This window comes from Saccharibacillus endophyticus (genome assembly GCF_013185185.1).
In the GTDB taxonomy this organism is placed as follows: Bacteria; Bacillota; Bacilli; order Paenibacillales; family Paenibacillaceae; genus Saccharibacillus; species Saccharibacillus endophyticus.
On sequence record NZ_JAAZWE010000005.1, the window covers coordinates 57,093 to 75,489 of the forward strand.

The 18,397-nt window shown below is 55.5% G+C and carries 10 protein-coding genes and 1 pseudogene; all 11 read right to left on the reverse strand.

What is annotated here, in order from left to right; genetic code table 11:
• Positions 1-400: 400 nt before the first annotated feature.
• A pseudogene (locus tag HRQ63_RS17760) lies at positions 401-1,489 on the reverse strand (nitric oxide synthase oxygenase); the annotation flags it as partial.
• Positions 1,490-1,674: 185 nt separating this feature from the next.
• The gene (locus HRQ63_RS17765) at positions 1,675-2,148 is read right to left on the reverse strand and encodes a Dps family protein (RefSeq protein WP_172246273.1); all 474 of its coding nucleotides are present in this window, start codon (positions 2,146-2,148) and stop codon (positions 1,675-1,677) included.
• Positions 2,149-2,712: 564 nt separating this feature from the next.
• The gene (locus HRQ63_RS17770) at positions 2,713-3,663 is read right to left on the reverse strand and encodes a nucleoside hydrolase (protein ID WP_172246275.1); all 951 of its coding nucleotides are present in this window, start codon (positions 3,661-3,663) and stop codon (positions 2,713-2,715) included.
• A 242-nt stretch (positions 3,664-3,905) separates the two neighbouring features.
• A complete protein-coding gene (locus tag HRQ63_RS17775; protein WP_172246277.1) occupies positions 3,906-6,155 on the reverse strand; it encodes an MMPL family transporter in 2,250 nt (749 codons plus the stop codon).
• 223 nt (positions 6,156-6,378) lie between these two features.
• Complete coding sequence (locus HRQ63_RS17780) at positions 6,379-7,329, reverse strand: diacylglycerol/lipid kinase family protein (RefSeq protein WP_172246279.1); 951 nt, start codon at positions 7,327-7,329, stop codon at positions 6,379-6,381.
• Positions 7,330-7,484: 155 nt separating this feature from the next.
• Entirely contained in the window at positions 7,485-9,488 is a 2,004-nt protein-coding gene (locus HRQ63_RS17785; RefSeq protein WP_172246281.1) for a putative bifunctional diguanylate cyclase/phosphodiesterase, read from the reverse strand.
• Positions 9,489-9,983: 495 nt separating this feature from the next.
• Entirely contained in the window at positions 9,984-11,855 is a 1,872-nt protein-coding gene (locus tag HRQ63_RS17790; protein ID WP_172246283.1) for an ABC transporter ATP-binding protein, read from the reverse strand.
• A complete protein-coding gene (locus HRQ63_RS17795) occupies positions 11,848-13,599 on the reverse strand; it encodes an ABC transporter ATP-binding protein (protein WP_172246285.1) in 1,752 nt (583 codons plus the stop codon). The genes HRQ63_RS17790 and HRQ63_RS17795 overlap by 8 nt, the downstream gene beginning before the upstream one ends.
• The gene (locus HRQ63_RS17800; protein ID WP_229714326.1) at positions 13,596-14,129 is read right to left on the reverse strand and encodes a MarR family winged helix-turn-helix transcriptional regulator; all 534 of its coding nucleotides are present in this window, start codon (positions 14,127-14,129) and stop codon (positions 13,596-13,598) included. Before HRQ63_RS17800 ends, HRQ63_RS17795 begins: the two co-directional genes overlap by 4 nt.
• Positions 14,130-14,695: 566 nt before the next feature.
• Complete coding sequence (locus tag HRQ63_RS17805) at positions 14,696-16,987, reverse strand: helicase C-terminal domain-containing protein (RefSeq protein ID WP_172246287.1); 2,292 nt, start codon at positions 16,985-16,987, stop codon at positions 14,696-14,698.
• 244 nt (positions 16,988-17,231) lie between these two features.
• Positions 17,232-18,377 (reverse strand): C40 family peptidase, encoded by a 1,146-nt coding sequence (locus HRQ63_RS17810; RefSeq protein ID WP_172246289.1) that lies wholly within the window; start codon positions 18,375-18,377, stop codon positions 17,232-17,234.
• Positions 18,378-18,397: the final 20 nt, after the last annotated feature.

Here is an 18,397-nt window from a genome sequence, read left to right on the forward strand (position 1 = left end):
ACTGGATTGGAATTTTATAATGGGGTTTTCCAAGTTCAAAGGCGTCCTTCACTGAATTTCTCTCTCCGTCTTCTCGCTTCTAGTTAGGCTGGAGTTTGTTGATACGTTAAACACGCTTTGTCCTTGGGACAAAGCGTGTTTTGTATATTTGCGGATCATATCCTCGTAGATCCTGTGTTTTCAAAAGACATTCTATGCCTCAATGAAACGGGCAGCCGCTTCTTGCTTGCGCAGTATAAGATTCGCGTTCAGGCAGTGCTGTTTGCGGATGTTCGGCTACATTCGACAGATGTTCCTCCGGAAAAGCTGCGATCGGCAAACCCGCTCCGGTGACCGGGCAACCGCCGGGTAACGCGCCTGCCTCGGTTCGTTCGGCCTTCGTTTCTTTGAGCAGATCTGCATACGGCTTTTTCCCGTAAAAGAAGTTCGGCTTCACGATCGTGTTGTCGTAACGCTTATGAAAAACATGCGTCGTGGCAGGCGCCATCGGCGGAATGAGCCAAGCCCAGTTGCCCGTCACGTCTCGCCCCGCTTCCCGCTCGCGCTTTTCAAAACGTTCGAATTGCGCGGCTGCGGTATGATGATCGACCATGCTAACCCCTGCCGCCCGATACGATTCCAGTACCGCCACGTTCAGCTCGACCAAAGCCCGATCCTGCCATAAGGTGCTGCGTCGACTGCGGTCGATCCCCATCAGATCCGCCACGACGGGCAGCAGATTGTAACGTCCTTCGTCCGCCAAATTACGCGCTCCGATCTCGGTTCCCATATACCAGCCGTTAAAAGGAGCCCCGCCATAACGAATACCGCCGATCTCCAGCCGCATGTTCGATACAGCCGGAACGGCGTACCATTTCAGCCCCAACTCGTTGAAACCCGGCAGCTCCGAATGACGAATGTCGACCTCCAGCACATGCTCACGCGGCAACTCGAACCACTTCGGCGCTTGCCCGTCCAATTGGATCACCAGCGGCAGCACGTCGAAATCCGTTCCCGCCCCCTGCCAACCCAGCTGTTCGCAGATTGCAGTGAATTCCAGCGAAGCCGGGTCGCCGATTCGGCTTCCGTCTTCCCGCGTATATCCGGCATAACGGATCAACTGCTCGTTCCATACGCGCGCTCCCGGACGTCCGCCTTGTTCCGGTCGCAGAATCGTGATCGTCGGACGGATGCGTCCCCGATTCGCGGCGTAATCCAGATGCTCCAACAGCGACGCCGCGATCTCTTCCTCGGAAGACGCGTCCCGCTTGTCCACCACATGCAGGCCGTCCCACGGCAAACGTCCGATGCAGCGATTGCTGTTGCGCCACGCCATCCTCGCGCCATGTTGGAGTTCCTCGTAAGTATGGCTGTAAGTTCCGCTCTGTTCGATCTCGCCTGCAATCTCCTTCAGCCGCAGCTCCGCCGCTTCTTCCGTCAGGTTCAGCTCGGCGTAACATTGTTTTATAAAAAATTCCGCTTCCGCGAAAAGAATAGAACGTTCACTCATCGTCTACACCTCGTCTTGTAAATGATCTCAATCACATCTCTTTGTATCATAAAGCAGTACGTTAGAAAATAAGCGGTCTGTTCGGGGAGATTTGGTGTCGAAAAGTCGATACGGCAAAAAGCCGGAGTAGGCGCTCCTGCTTATCGCAGGCAAACCCACTCCGGCTCCGTTCCTATCTATGCGGATTAACGACCCAGGTATGCTTCCAGCATCCAAGCGTCTTTTTCGACTTCAGCCTTCAGGCCGATCAGCATGTCTTCCGTCGCTTTGTCGTCCAACGAACCGGCGATTTCGATCGCGTCTTGCAGTTCGGATGCTTCCGTACGGAAGTCGCGAATCAGCGCTTCAACCATTTCGTCCGCCGTTTCTCTGCCTGTCGCTTCGGCGATGCCGGTCAGCGCGAGGTGCTCGCGAAGCGTAGCGGCCGGCGATCCGCCGATAGTCAGCAAACGTTCAGCTACCTCGTCCATACGTGCCGCGGCCGCGTTGTAGAACTCTTCGAATTTGGCATGCAGCGTGAAGAAGTTCGAGCCCTTCACGTACCAATGGAAGTTATGCAGCTTGGTGTACAACACCGACCAGTCAGCCACTTGTTTGTTCAATGCGCGATGCAGCTCAACCGTCGTATCCACGTTCACGTTCGTTTTTACAGTTTCCATTTTATGTTCTCTCCCTTTATTTTAAATTTAGACTTATTCTAATTCCTGTTTAAATTATAGCACCGTTCCGTTTAAAAAGCGAGGGGTTTAGGAAAGTTTTTCGGTATTGAAAACTTGTTAACAAAAGGCTGCAGATCGCAGGCATTCGGCCTGATTCTTTCCGCATATAACGTAATCAAAAAAGGAAGCCAATCCGGTTTAAAAATGTGTGCATGAGATCAACATTCCTTTGCATTCAAGCGACTTTGAGAAGCATTTGCTGACGTTCAGTCAGCATTTTTATCTTTTTTTCGATCAAATCCTTGTTTTACGCAAAAAATGTTGACGATACGTAAGCATTGGCGTCACAAAGTGTAGTTTCGGGAGAAAATACGTACAAAACGTCAACTTTTCAAACTCTTGAAAATTAACTATATAGAAAAACAAGTTTCGACCGCAAAAAAGCCCGCCTTCTGCGATCGCAGAAGACGAGCTTTCCAATTTGGCGCAGAAAAAACCGAAACGCGGGACTAATAACGTTTGGGAATCGGCTTACGCAGTAAGACGCGCAACCGAAACGCAGGTCTAGTAACGTTTCGGTGCCGATTCCTTCGCCAACTCCGTGATGTAGTCGAAGAAGCCTTCGGCGTTCACGTCGTATACCAGCTGCACAGGACGTCCGTCGGCGGTCTCGACCGTGCGGCCTTGGCTCGGGCCGTCCGGAATGACGATCGCGTTTACGGTGCGGCGTTCAACCAATTCCGGTTTGCCCAGCGAAGCGGTAGTCAGCACGTCCCACAGATAGTAGGTCGAGTTGGTTTCCATGTAGACCAGCGGCGGGCAGAATGCGTAGCATTGGCCCAGGAAGTCGACGCCTTCGTAGCGGCGTTCGGACGCCCAGCGGTTGCGTACGGCCAGCGTCAAAGGAACCTTATTCGTGCTTTCCAGCGCGACCAGGTCGATCTCGATGCCCGTGCGGAACACGCGATCCGCGGATTCCGGGTCCCAGAACACGTTCCATTCCGCCGTGCCGTCATGCTCCGGTTCTTGGACGTTGCCCGTCTCGAACGTGCCGCCCATCCAGAACAGGCGCGAAATCTTCTCCTCGATCTCCGGCGCTTCGTCCAGTGCGCGAGCAAGGTCGGTCAGCGGACCGGTGAACAGCAGCGTCGTCTGTCCTTCCGTACGCTTCACGGTCTCGATCAGATGGCGATGCGCGGGAAGATCCGACAACGGCGCTTCCATTTTACCCGACTCGTTGAGCAGAGGAAGAGCATCGACCAGGAACGAGTGCATGCGCCACTCGGCCGGGAACGGATTTTTGCCGCGCGAGTTGGACTTGGCCACCTCGACGCTTTTGCCTTTTCCGAAACGATCGATGATCTTGCGGCTGGCATCGGTCGCCGGCTCCAAATATCCGTCTGCCGGAATCACCGATACGCCCGTAACTTCCACATCTTCCATTTGCAGCAGCAGAAACAGCGAGACCAGATCGTCTACTCCGCCGTCATGATTGAAATATACTGGTGTTTTCAAACCTTCCACTCCTTAAAGCTTAATGATACCCGTCGAATTTCCTTTATCGTTACATACCCGTCACAACACTATTTATTATGAAGCTTGCAAGGAAGGGAGTAAAGGCAATCCGGCAAATTAAAAAGACCGTTTTTCCAGTATATTTTTCCATTCGGACGCGAAGGTCGAACGGGAGTGATCGGCGCTTAGACTTACGAACGACAACGGCGCGAAGGATCGAAGGATCAAGCCGCGATCGCGCATCAAGCGCGAATTTCGCTTGTTTTCCCGTCCTCTTCCAGCTGCTGCGGCGCGCGCCCCGGCCAGAACGCGGCGCGGCCGAGCAGGCGCGTGATCGCGGGAACCAGGAACGGACGCACGATGAAGGTATCCAGCAGCACGCCCAGTGCCGCGACGACGCCGAACTGAACGAGCACTTGAATCGGCAGCGTCGCAAGTACCGCGAAAGTGCCTGCCAGGATCACGCCTGCCGAAGTAATCACGGTTCCGGTTTCGCCCACGCCTTCGCGAATCGCGCGCTTCAGCGGAAGGGATCGGCTCTTTTTCCAGATGCTCGATACCATGAAAATGTTATAATCCTCGCCCAATGCTACCAGGAATACGAAGGCGTACAGCGGAATCGCTCCCTGGATCGCCTCTTGTCCCAGCCCGTAATGCAGAATGAGCCAACCCAGACCCAGCGCAGAAAAATAGGACAGAACGACGGTAGCGATCAGATAGACGGTAGCGACTACCGAACGCAGGTAGGCGAGCAGCAGCAGCGAGATCAAACCGATGACGACGGGGATGATCAGATCGGTATCCCGTTCGGTCGCGGCTCGGGTATCGGTCTGCGTTGCCGTTTGTCCGCCGATCCAGACTTTTTGATCCGGAGCGACGATTCCTGCACTGCTCAGCGCAGTCTCGGCGGTCGAACGCAGCTCCGCTACATCGTCCATCGCTTCGTTCGAGTAAGGATTGACGTTCAGCTTCACGCTGTAGAGCAGCATGTTCGCGTTTTCGGCCCCCGTCTCAGGTTCAGCGACCGCGTCAACGAAAGACAGATCGGTCAGACGCGCCGCCAGATCGCTTTCTTTCCCTTCGCTGTCGACGATCACTTGAACGGGAGCCAACTCGCCCGGCGAGAAGCCTTCCGCGATCGTATCGAACCCTTCGACCGACGGCATGTCCGACGGGAACGACGATAACAGATCGTAGGTAAAACGAATTTGCGACGAAGCCGCCGCCAAGCCGCCCAATATGATCAGCGAAGCGATAACGACCGTCCATGGGCGCTCCGTGACGATGCGGCCGATGCGGCTGTCTTTTTTTCTTTTCTGATGGCTTACGGGCTTGTTTCGGCGCTTCGCGCGCTCTTCTTCCATCTCCGGCGTACGCGGCACGAACGGGAAGAACGAAGCCCGGCCGATAATCGCGAGCATAGCAGGGACAAGCGTCAAACTGGCGATGCCCATGATCAGAATCGCGACGCCGAACGGCACGGCAAACCGGTGATACGCGCCGTATTGCGCCAGCAGTAAAGTAAACAGCGACAACACGACCGTAAGTCCGCTCATGGCGATCGCGCCGGACGAACCGGAGATCGCGTCTTTCAAAGCTTCGCGTTTGCTGGTCGTCTCCGTCAGGCACTGCCGGAACCGGGTGATCAGGAACAAGCAATAATCCGTGCCCGCCCCGAACAGTAAGACGGTCATGATCGAGATGCCTTGCGCATCCGCCGTGATCCAGCCCCGATCCGCCATCGTGCCTAGAATCGGGCTGATCACCAGATACGCGAAGCCTACGGCTACGATCGGGATAAAAGCAAGAATCGGCGAACGGTAGATGAGCAGGAGGATGACCAGTACAAGCACGACGGTCGCGATCAACAGCGATACGTCGGCATTTTGGAATAACGCGCCGCCGTCGATCGCGATGCCGACCGGTCCGGTTACGCGGGCGGACAGCTCGCTTGTGCCGGCTGCCGTCTCGAACGGATCGCCGCCCGTAATCGAGACGGCTCTTTCCTTCAACTGCTCGACGCTTTCTTTGAGACCGTCCGTATCCGCGGCTTCATCCAGCGTAATCGGCAGGACGATCGTGCTTCCGTCTTCCGACAACAGGGACTGACGTGCAGGAGCAGGAAGCTGATGCAACGGCAGCACCCCTTCCTGATTCGCCAACGGCTCCGCTTCCAACGATTCCGTCAAAGCCGCCAACTGATTCAAATCTTCGGCGCTCAACCCTCCGCTGCGATTCCATACCAACAACGCAGGCTGTCCTCCGTCTCCGGGGAATTCGCGCTCCGCGACCTGCGCGGCCTGAACGGACGGATAGGCGTCGCTCAAGTCGGCAGCAGCGTTATCCTCGCGTTCGTTAATCCCGGGCCACATTACATTTAACAGAATGGCTGCCGCAATCCAAATGCCCACGACCACCCAACGTCCGATCGGTCCGGACAAGGCGCCGGAGGCTCCTTTTCTTTCTCTGCTAGTTCTCTCTTGGTTCGACATTCTAGGTCTTCCTTCTCTCTGTGATCAAATTTCCCCGCTGCGAAAAGTTCCCCCGAAATTTTGCGCCGCTCCCTGTGACTCACGGGTCATTGAACAACATTATGACTCACGGGTCATTTTTGGTCAATCCCTTATTTTAAAAACAGCAAGGTACTAAACAGCCGACACGACAGACGAATGGCTTCGCTTGCCGGCTGGTAAAATCCAACGTATTCGAGAAAACTCAACCTCCGGAAGGCATGGCGTCTATTCCGGCGTCTTCGTCTTCGATCCCGTTCGTGTCTGCATTCGGTCCATAGAAAAAGCGGAGCTTCGAAGGCACTACGGAAATTTCCGCGGGCGTTTGGAGATAGATTTCGCCGTCGCTGTCGATGCCTTTGGGTTCGTCCGTATCGATCCGAAGCGAAGGCGTCCGAATGTATTCGATGATGCCGCCGCTCTCCCGATAATCGGTCAGGTCGCCGCCGTTGATGACCTGCCAGGCCAGCGATAAACCGGCTTCGCGCACGATCAAAACATCCAGCAGTCCGTCCTGGACCCCTTCTCCGGCGAAAGGCAGTTTGGCCGTACCCAACGAGCGGCCGTTGGCGACAAGAATCATCACGGCTTCGCTGTCGATAACGCCTTCTTCATGAGTAAGCCGGAATCGGAAAGGTTCAGCCTGACGCAGCGTTCGAAGCGTACTCAGAAAGTAGCTCAACTTGCCCATTCGTTCTTTTTGGTCCGAATCGATATTTTCCGACGTATCCGTAATCAGCCCGATGCCCACGAAATTGGTAAAAATCCGACCGTTCACCTTCCCGACATCCGTATCGCGCACGCGCCCGGCCAATATTTCCTCCGCAGCACGCCCCACCTGCATCGGCAATCCCAGCGTCCGCGCAAAATCGTTGCAGGTACCGCCCGGCAAAATGGCGATTTCGGGCGGCCCGGCAGCTTCGGCGGCGCCGTTTATGCACTCGTGCACGGTTCCGTCTCCGCCGAGCACAAGCAGCAAATCGTGATCGCTGCCGCGATCCCGGCATATTTTCTCGCCGTCGCCGGGTTCCGTCGTCTGCACAAGCGTCAGCTCGCCCACTTCGCCGGCCAATGCCGCAACGACTTCGCCGAGCTGACCGGCCTTTTCCTTACCCGCTTTGCGGTTATAAACCAACATTGCTCTTCCCCAACGCATACGCTCATCCCCCGTCCACTTCTTTGCGAACCGGTTAGCCGGTTCCCGTTCTCATTATTACCCACGAGAAGAAGAAGCGACGGCAGCAAACTCAAAAGGAATTTCAGTGTCTACTTCTATGTATAACCGTTATGGGATATCGCTGCGCGATGTCACTAATCTGCTCGAACCGCACCGTTTGGAGCCGTGTTGACTCGCCATGCTCCGGCTTCTACTTCCTCGGGCGGCATGGGACGCCCGTAATAATAACCCTGCATTAAAATACATCCGCGCGAAAGCAAGAACTCTGCTTGTTCGGCGGTCTCGACGCCTTCGGCTACCACCTCAAGGTCAAGCAGCCTTGCAATGCCGATAATGCCGACAATCAAAGCTTGCTTGGAAGCCAGATCGCTGCTTTTGACGAAGGATTGATCGATCTTGAGCGTATCAACCGGAATTTCATCCAGTCGTCCCAGCGACGAATGTCCCGTTCCGAAGTCGTCCATCGACACCTGAACGCCGAGATCGCGCACGCGTTGAAGCTGGGAGAGCGTGATCGCCATGTTTTTCATCGCAATCGATTCGGTAATCTCCAGTTCGAGCATCGGACCTGGCAGTCCGCTTGAACGCAAGGCTTCGTCGACCATGTCGAATATCGTCATGCTCTCGAAAACGCGGTACGACATATTCACCGAAATGCATACCTGAAACTTGCTTTCGTCATGCCAGCGCTTGTTCAATCGGCACACTTCGCCCAGCATCCAGCGGGTCATGGGTACGATCAAACCGGTTTCTTCCGCGATCGGGATAAACTCGCCCGGCGAGACGACGCCTTTTTCCGGGTGACGCCAGCGCAGAAGAGCCTCGAATCCGGCTTCTTTCCCGCGGCGCGCATCCCATTTCGGCTGATACACGATAAAAAACTGTCCGTGTTCGAGCGCGAGTCGGAGGTCTTTTTCAAGCTCCATCTTCCGACTGAGCTGCCCGCCGATTCCGGCATTGAAAAATACCGTTTTGTCTTTGCCCGATGCCTTGGCCTGATACAAAGCCGCGTCGGCTGCTTTCAACAGCGCGGCGCGATCCCGTCCGTGAATCGGGAACAAGCTGATACCCGCGCTCGCCGTGACGTATAACTCGTTGCCTTCGATCATATACGGACGGCTGATCTCCTCCAACATGCGGGTGACCTTCTCCAGCAGCAGATGAGGATCTTTTTCCGCGCCGACCAGCAAAAATTCATCGCCGTCCATGCGGAACAGCGCTTCTCGCTCGTGGATACGCGTACGGATGCGCTGCGCCGCATGTGCCAAAAGCAGATCGCCAAGATCGCGGCCAAGCGTATCGTTGATGACCTTAAAGCGGTCCAGATTAATGAGCACCATCGAACCCAGTCGTTCCTCGGCCAATCTGCGTTCGGCTTCTTCGGCAAGGGCATAGCGGTTGCGAAGGCCCGTCAGCGGATCAAGGAAGGCAATTTGCTTGAGCTTTCGGCGTTCAAACACCATGAAAATCCAGGTGATCGCCAGAATGATCGAGATCAACGCGGATGCTCCGGCGATAAAATAGGGCGAAGGCACGCCGGTGTAACCCAGCACGGCGGCCGCGGAATGCAAGCCGTCAATGCGCAGCGACCCCAGAACCGTATACTGCATGGCGAAAATTCCCGTACCCAGAATCAATGACGCTACGGGCTTGGATAAGCTAAATCCGGTTGAACGGTGAAAATTCCCTAATACGTATAAAGCAAAATAACAAGCAATAAACAAGATCGCCACAGAGAAAATGCCGACAACCGTGTCGATATCCACGACCCATTCGGGCCGGAGGGCAAACAAACCGAGCGCGGACATCAACGTAACGCCTACACCGAAGACTGCGCCTGCAATCCGGCTTGTTAGCGGCTTCTGTTTGGCGAACAACGAAAACATTATGTATGCGGATAAACTCACTATCGCGATCGCCGCAATAACGACGGACGGCTTATGGTGCAGCGAAATACGATGATGATACGAGAGCAGACTCATAACATGGACCAACCAGGTTCCCGTTCCGAGAACCAAAGCTGCGACAGCCGGATATAGTCGCTTCGACCTTTTGCCCGATCGGCTGTTTGCCGTAGCCAAACCGAGGCCTAAATAGGCGGAGAGCAGGGCGACCGAAAGCGACAGAACGACAAGCATGCCGTTCCAATTCTCCGTTAAACCTGTGAAAAGGACAGAGATCATAAATCGGTACCCACTTTGCGTTATGATATTTTTATTCAAATGCTCTTGCTTGAGGCAAGTAAAACCTTTTCTTAATTATATCGAATAAATATGCGAAATCCATTAGGAGAGTGAAAAAAAACCGGCACGGGGTGGCCGGGGCATTTTCATGCTTGGAAAGTCCTATTCGTAAAAGAAGCGGGGGCTGCGGGGGAAATTCGTTCAAGCCGCTGTCTCACCCGGAAAGCTGATAGAAGGATTCGAGGAAGAGGCTTTCCGGGTTCAAAGGCGTCTTTCACTGAATTTCCCCCTCCGCCGTCTTCGCTTCGATTACGGGCAGGACTTTCGGGCATGAAAAAGAACCGGCAGAGTGTGCCGGTTCTTTTTTGGGGGAGGTTAGGAACCGAGCGCTTGTTGCATGCGCGTTCGGCTCAACCTCCGGTTTGAACGTGCTAAGTTCAAGGGATCAAATTAAACGGCTTCTTCGGAGAATTGGCTGTTGTAGAGGTCGGCGTAGAAGCCGCCGGCTTCAAGCAGTTCGTCGTGGGTGCCTTGTTCGATCACTTCGCCGTGGTTCATGACGAGGATCAGGTCGGCGCCTTTGATCGTGGACAGGCGGTGGGCGATGACGAAGCTTGTGCGGTCCTGCATCAGTTCGCCCATGGCTTGTTGGATAAAGATTTCGGTCCGCGTATCGACGCTGCTTGTCGCTTCGTCGAGGATCAGGATGCGCGGATCGGCCAGTACGGCGCGGGCAATGGTCAGAAGCTGCTTTTGACCTTGCGAGATGTTGGACGCGTCTTCGTTCAGTACGGTGTCATAGCCTTCGGGCAGCGTGCGGATAAAGTGGTCGGCGCGGGCCGCTTCGGCGGCGCGCACGATCTCTTCCTCGGTCGCGCCTTCGCGTCCGTAGGCAATGTTTTCGCGAATCGTTCCGCCGAACAACCAGGTATCTTGCAGAACCATGCCGAACAGGCCGCGTAAGCGGTCGCGGTCGATTTCGCGCGTATCCACGCCGTCGATCCGGATCGTGCCGTCGTTGATTTCGTAGAAACGCATCAACAGGTTGATCAGCGTCGTTTTACCCGCTCCGGTCGGGCCTACGATCGCGACGGTCTGACCCGGAGCCACGTCGATGCTCATGTCTTTGATCAGCGGTTTTTCTTCCGAATAACCGAAGCGGACATGTTCGAACGCTACGGCGCCGTTACCGGACAAATGACGTTCCAGTTTGCGGTCCGGCGACTGTTCTTCTTCATCCAGAATTTCGAATACGCGTTCCGCCGAAGCGATCGCCGACTGGATCACGTTCGCGATATTCGCGGTTTGCGTGATCGGTTGGGAGAATTGGCGGGCATATTGAATGAAAGCCAGAATGTCGCCGATGCTGATCCGGCCGTTGGTCGCGAAGATACCGCCGACCACGCAGATCAGGACATAGCCGATATTGCCGATAAACGACATGAGCGGCATGATCAATCCGGAGATATATTGGGCTTTCCAGCCCGACTCGTACAGCTCTTTGTTGTGAGTCTCGAATTTCTTCTGCGAGTCGTCCTCGCGTCCGTAAGCCTTGATGACGCGGTGGCCGTTGTACATTTCTTCGACGTGTCCGTTCAGGTCGCCGAGGGAACGCTGCTGACCCGCGAAATGCTTCTGGGAACGCTTGGCGACCATAATGACGACGATCAGACTGAGCGGAATCGTCAGCACCGTAATCAGGGTCATGATCGGACTGATCGTCAGCATCATGATGATCACCCCGATAATGGTCACGAGCGAGGTGATAATCTGGGTCAAGCTTTGCTGCAAGGTGTTGCTGATATTGTCCATATCGTTGGTGACGCGGCTCAGTACGTCGCCGTACGGATGGTTGTCGTAATACTTCAGCGGCAGGCGGTCGAGCTTTTCTTTGACTTCTTTACGCAGACCGTACGAGGTACGCTGCGCGACGCCCGCCATGACGAACTGTTGAATATAGCCGAACAATGCGCTGGCGACATACAGCCCGGCCAGGATCATGACGATCTGCCAGATATACTCGAAGTCGACGGAGGCTCCCGGAATGCCCTGCATTTTGGCGATGACGCCTTCGCTGAGCCTTGTCACGGCTTTCGCCATGACTTTCGGACCCAAAATATTGAAGACCGTGCTCAAGATCGCCGTAATCAGAACAACGAGCAGATGATATTTATAAGGAGCCAGATAGCCCGCAAGACGCTTGAACGTGGCTTTGAAATTTTTCGCTTTGACGACCGGCATGCCCATTCCGCCGGGACCGCCCGGTCCGGGGCCCATACCCGGTCCTTTGCGTGGGGCAGCATTGCGTTTTTGTTCACTCATGTACGTTTCCTCCTACCTGTGCGCCCAGCTCTTCTTCGGACAGCTGCGACGACACGATTTCGCGGTAGACTTCGCTGGTACGCATCAGCTCGTTATGGGTGCCCATACCCGCGATGCGCCCCTGGTCAAGCACGATGATCCGGTCCGCATCCATGACGGTGCTGACCCGCTGCGCAACCATCAGAACCGTGGCATCATTGATTTCCGTCTTCAGCGCGGCGCGCAGTTTGGCGTCGGTCTTGAAGTCGAGCGCGGAGAAGCTGTCGTCGAAAATATAAATTTCCGGACGACGAACAAGCGCGCGCGCAATGGATAACCGCTGCTTTTGACCGCCGGACAGGTTGGACCCGCCTTGCGATACCGGAGCGCCGTAGCCTTCTTCCAGGCCGTCGATGAATTCCGCGGCTTGGGCGATCCGAGCCGCTTCCCGAACTTCCTCGTCGGTCGCGTCTTCTTTGCCGTAACGGATATTTTCTTCCACGCTGCCCGTGAACAACAGCGCTTTTTGCGGCACATAGCCAACTTTCTGCCTTAACGCTTCCTGCGGAAGCTCCCGGATATCGGCGCCGTCTACGAGGATGCTGCCTGACGAAACATCATAGAAACGGGGAATCAGGTTCACCAACGTCGACTTCCCTGACCCGGTTCCGCCGATCAATGCCGTCACTTCGCCCGGTCTTGCTTCGAACGAAATATGCTCGATAGCCGGGGCTTCCGCGCCTTCGTAACTGAACGACACGTCTCGGAACTCCAGATGCCCGCGTTCCGAGACGGATTTAGGCGAACGGGAGTCTTTGATATCGGGAACGGCGTCCAGCACTTCGTTGATCCGTCCTGCCGATACCGATGCGCGCGGCACCATGACGAAGATGATCGATACCATGATCAGCGAGAACAGGATTTGCATCGCGTATTGGATAAAGGCCATCAGGTTGCCGAGTTCCATCTCCCCGGCGTCGATCCGGTGGCTTCCGTACCAAATGATCGCGATCGTCGAGAAGTTCAGGATCAGCATCATGGCCGGCATCATCGCCGCCATCAGCTTGTTGACCTTGATCGCCGTCTCCATCAAGTCGGCACTCGACGCGTCGAAGCGTTTGCGCTCGCTGTCTTCGCGGCCGAAAGCCCGTATAACCCGGATGCCCGTCAAATTTTCGCGCAGGACGAGGTTGAGCTTGTCGATCTTTTTCTGCATGGCTTTGAACAGCGGCAGCGCGCTTCGGCCGAGCACCAAGATCAGCAAAGCCAATACCGGAATGACGACCACCAGCACCAACGACAGCTTCGCGTCTTTGGATACCGCCATAATGATGCCGCCGATCATCATCATGGGAGCCATCGCCATCATGCGGAGCAGCATGATCAGAACCTGCTGAACCTGCGTGATATCGTTGGTCGTCCGCGTGATGAGCGACGCCGTACCGAATTTATCGAATTCTTTCAACGTAAAACGTTGGGCGTGCGAGAACACCCGGCTGCGCAAATCGCGGCCGAAGCCCATCGAGACTTTGGCGGACAAGTAACTGGCCACGATCGAACACGCCATGCCGACCAGTGCCACGCCGAGCATCAACCCGCCGATTTGCCAGATGTACGGGATGTCTCCTTTGGCGATGCCGTCATCGACGATATCCGCCATCAGCGTCGGCAGGAACAACTCCGTCAACGCTTGAACGAATACGGCCAGCAGGACGAACACGACGCCTACCCGGTAGGGCTTAAGCATGCGAAACAGTTTCATCATAACGGTCTCTCTCCTTTATCGGACGCCTCTGCGTCCCTTTCTTGGACAAACTCTTCTTTCTCTTCGGCCAGCTCTCGCGCCTGACGTTCGGCAAAGTAATCGTGCGTGCGCCCGAGCAAATGGATCAGCGTCCGCGTATCGTTTTCCCCGAGATACTCCGCCAGCCCGCCGACCATCGATTCCATTTCCCGGATAAAAGAATCCGTGACGCGTACGCCTTCGTCCGTCAACGTGATCCGCACGGCACGCCGATCGGAAGGATCGCTGCCGCGAACGACGAGCCCGTCGGACTCCAATCCTTTGATCAACTGGGTCACCGTCGGCGAAGTCACGTCCAAAATCCGGCCCAGCTCCGACACCATGATGCCCGGCTCGCCGTCCTCCACGTGATTGCGAAGCACCATGAGCAGCATGCCTTCGCTTTGCTTGCGCCCCGCGATCGGACCGGAATGTTTTTTCTTCCCCCCATGACGAAATCGCCGAATCGTAATCAGCAATTCCCGCGCCAAAGGGCTTATGCGCGATTCCATGATGCTTTCCTTCTTCCGTTATCGAATGTCCTTCATTCCATTTTGAGGAAAAAATAAATATTTAGGTCGGCTAATATTTAGGTATGCAATCTATTAGCTACCTAATTGTATTCCCGTGAACGATGAATGTCAACTTTGACATTTGGAGTGTGGGAAAAAGTTTCTTCGGCGGGGGAAGCGAGAAGACTGCGAGAGAAATTCGTTCAGGGCGCTGTCTCACTTGGAAAACTGGATTGGAATTGAATAGGGAAGTTTTCCAAGTTCAAAGGCGTCCTTCACTGAATTTCTCTCTCCGTCTTCTCGCTTCCAGCTACGTTGGACTTTTTTGATAGGTTTGATGGGAGAAGAGAAAGTAAAAACCCTTCATCATTTTCGATGAAGGGTTTCGCCTTTAAAAAGCTCTTATTCTGTCCGGAAGCGACAGCGGAGGGAGAAATTCAGTGAAAGATGCCTTTGAGCGCGGAAAGCTGGAAGCTTTCTGCGCGAGACAGCATCTTGAACGAATTTCTCCCGCAGCGCCCCCAGCTTCCCCACCGAATAGGACCTTTTTCAACCAAGAAAAACGGTCATCGCGTCCCCCATTCGTCCGGGAGGAGAGAACGGTAGGGTTCCTGGAGGAAACGGTCGTCGGCCAGAATCAGCACTCCGTGATCCTCCTCCGTTCGAATCAACCGTCCTCCGGCCTGCTGAACCTTGTTCATGCCCGGATAGACGTACGCATAGTTGAACCCGCTCCGGCCGCGCTCGTTGTAATAGTCCCGAATGATGTCCCGCTCCAGACCGATCTGAGGCAGGCCGACGCCGATGACCGCTACGCCCGTCAAACGGTCGCCTGCCAGGTCGATCCCTTCCGAAAACACGCCGCCCATGACGGCAAAACCGACCAATGTCTTGTCCCTACCTGTAGAGAACGCGTCCAGAAATCCGGTGCGTTCCCCTTCCGACATGCCCGATTCCTGTCCGAGGATTTCCACGTGCTCCCGATCGATTCGGGTCTCGAACGCCTGCCGAATCTCCTGCAAATACGCATAGGACGGGAAAAAGAACAAATAATTGCCCGGACGCTTGTTCACCGTCTCCGCCAAAGCCGCCGCTAACGCATCCCTTGTTCTTTCCCGGTCCCGGAAGCGCGTCGAGTAAGGCAGCACCGTCACTTCGAGCTGCTCCGGGCTGAACGGCGACGGGATCGACAGCGTGTAATCGTCCTCGGCCGCCCCCAACATTTCCCGGTAAAAACCGAGCGGAGCCAATGTAGCGGAAAAGTAGACGGCGGAACGGTAGTTTTTCGACGCCTGAAGCAGCAGCTCCGACGGGTCGAGGCAGAACATCTTCATCTTCACCTCGCTGCCGTCCGTTTCCACGTAAGTCACGTATTGATCCCCGTACAGCCGTCCGATCCTTAGGAAAGTCTGTGCAGCGAAATACGCCTCCAACAGCTCTTCCTCCGATTCGCTGCCGTGCACGGTCACCAGCGCATGCTCGGCCTGGTCCACGAACGGCTCCAAAAGCTTAAACATGACTTCCGGCGGCTCGTTTCCGACGAAGCGACCTTCTTCCCCCGCCTGCTTGCGCAAGAGAATCAGGTAAGCGTTGACCCGTTCGGCTGCACCGCGCACGCCTTCGTGAACCCCTTTATACGCGCGCTTGATTTCTAAAAAAGCGGACTTCAGCAGCTCGGCCGAAAACATCTCGCGTCCGCGTTCGACCAGGTTGTGCGCTTCGTCGATCAACAGCGCCGACTTGCTGCGCTGCTCGTCCGACAAACGTTTGAACGAGATGCGCGGATCGAATACGTAGTTGTAGTCGCAAACGACCACATCCGCCGCATACGCCGCATCCAGCGAAAATTCGAACGGGCATACGGTATGCTTGCGCGCATAGTGTTCCAGCACTTCCCGCGTAACGCGGGTCTCGTGCTCGAACAAATCCTGAAGCGCGTCGTTGATCCGGTCATAGTAGCCGATCGCGAAGCGGCACTGTCCGCCCGCGCAATCCTCTTCTTCTTTGAAACAAACCTTGTCCTTCGCCGTGATCGTCACCGAGCTTAAATAAGCGCCGCTTTTCTCCAGCAGGTTCAGCGCTTCTTCCGCGCCCGCGCGCGTAGTCGTCTTGGCGGTCAGATAGTAGATACGACCGATCAGACCTTCTCCGATCGCTTTGACGGCCGGGAAAAGGGTGGAGATCGTCTTGCCTGTTCCGGTCGGCGCGCGCGCCAGCAGATTTTTTTCTTCGCGGACCGTTTTGAACACGGCTCCCGCGAACAATCGCTGCCCTTCCCGGTAATGGCCGAACGGAAAGCCGAGCGCCGACGCCGCGGCATTGCGCTTTTCCTCGCGCTTTTTGAGCAGCAGCGCGAACGGCGCATACCGCTCGGCCACATCCTGCACGAAAGCGGTCAGCTCCTCCATCGTTTGCGACGTCTCGCGCACGCTTCGTTCGCCGCCCGGTTTATGCACATAGGTCAATCGCACGCCGACTTTTTGAAGCTGCATCTCCAATGCCAGCATATACGCATAAAATTTTGCCTGCGCCCAGTGCACGTCGCGCCCGCCTTCGATCTGCTCGGGAGTCTCCGACGTCGACTTGATTTCGTCAATCGTGTAGATGCCGTCTTCGCCGAGCAGCACGCCGTCGGAACGCCCTTCCACCTGAATGAGCAGCTCGCCTGCGGCGCAGGATAATTCCGTTTTTAAAAAGACTTCCTTGCGGTCGTTCTCTCCATAGTTCTCCTGGACTTCGCGGTGGATGCGCGTTCCTTCCTGCAAGGCATTGCCGAAGCGCGTCCCCGACTCCAGACTGCCGCTGCGGAAAACGTATTCCACCAGCGGGCGAACAGACGTTTTCACGGTATAAGTCATGCAAACTCCCCCTTTCCGGGAAGATGATCGTCGATTCTTTTTGAACATTTTTCGATTTTTTCGTTTTCATGCAGACCAAAACGTTTTTTGGCGCGTCTATCTTATTATAGCCGATACCCGACGTTCCGAAATCCTTCCAAAGCAAAAAGCGACCTTCGCCGCAAGAGCGAAAGCCGCCTGAAGTGACCCGTTACCTGATCAAAGGCAAAAGGACAAACTTGATTAAATCGACTAAAATTTGCGATTATTGAAGTACGCGTCTTGCCGATACGTAATGATCCTGCCAGTATTTAAGGTCGAGCGGCGAAATGGCTACCCCGTCCTTGCTGGCACTGTTATGTACCAGATTTCCGTTTCCGTCGTAAATGCCTACGTGTCCGATCAGGCCGGGAACGCTGCTCCAGAAAAACAACAGGTCGCCTTTTTGCCACTGATCCTTTTCGACCGCGATGCCGATGTCTTTCTGATAAGCGGTTCCGAACGGCAGACTTACCCCTTCAAGACCGAATACATAACGGGTGAACGAGGAGCAGTCGAACAGAACCGGAGCTTCGCTTTTTCCGAATCCGTAGCGCGTAATGCCTTGCAGAGCAAGTGCATTCTCGATCACGCGATCAGCGGTATCGGGCGTGATCGCGCTGCCGGACGGGAGTTCCGCAGGCGCAGGCGTCGAAATCTCCGGCTGTACCGAAGGAATGCTGACGGGCGGCGCCGGAGGCGCGACGGGAACCTCTGCCGCGGGCGCCGGCGGTGCGGACGACACCGCTCCTGAAAGCGCGTACGTGACATAACCCGTCGAGACGTAGCCGGTCACGCCGCTGCTGTCCGTAATTTTGAGCCAAGCCGAGTTCGTCAGTTCGACTGCCGTAAAACTTTCTCCTGCGGACAATACGCGATACACGTCGCTGCCCGATACAGGCTCGGAGCGGAAGTTGACGTTCTTCGTGACTACGCCGCTGCCTGCGGCAACCGCCGGGCTAGAAACCGGTTTTTCCACAGCCGGCTTCACATTCGAAGGAGCAGAAGCAGCCGGAGCGGATGCCTGCTTCACGGAGGAAGAGGACTTTTGATTCGAAGAAGCCGATTGCGTCTTCGCGGAAGCAGCGGCTTTCGGCGCAGCAGCCGACGGGTTGGTGTAGGTTACATAAGAAGAAGACACGTAGCCGGTTTTGCCTGCCACCTGAACTTTAAGCCAATACGTATCGGACCCGTCCAACACTTCGAGCTTGGTGCCGGGCTGCAAGGTACGGTATACGCTGCCCTCGGATGCCGACGGGGCCGACCTGAGATTGACGGGGCGGTCGACTTTGCCGGGAGCGGCATCCGCTGCGGCGGGCAGGGTCATTACTAAAGTCGATGCTGCGAGCAGGCTGAAGAGCGTTCTTTTCATGATTCCCTCCTTGAAGTACG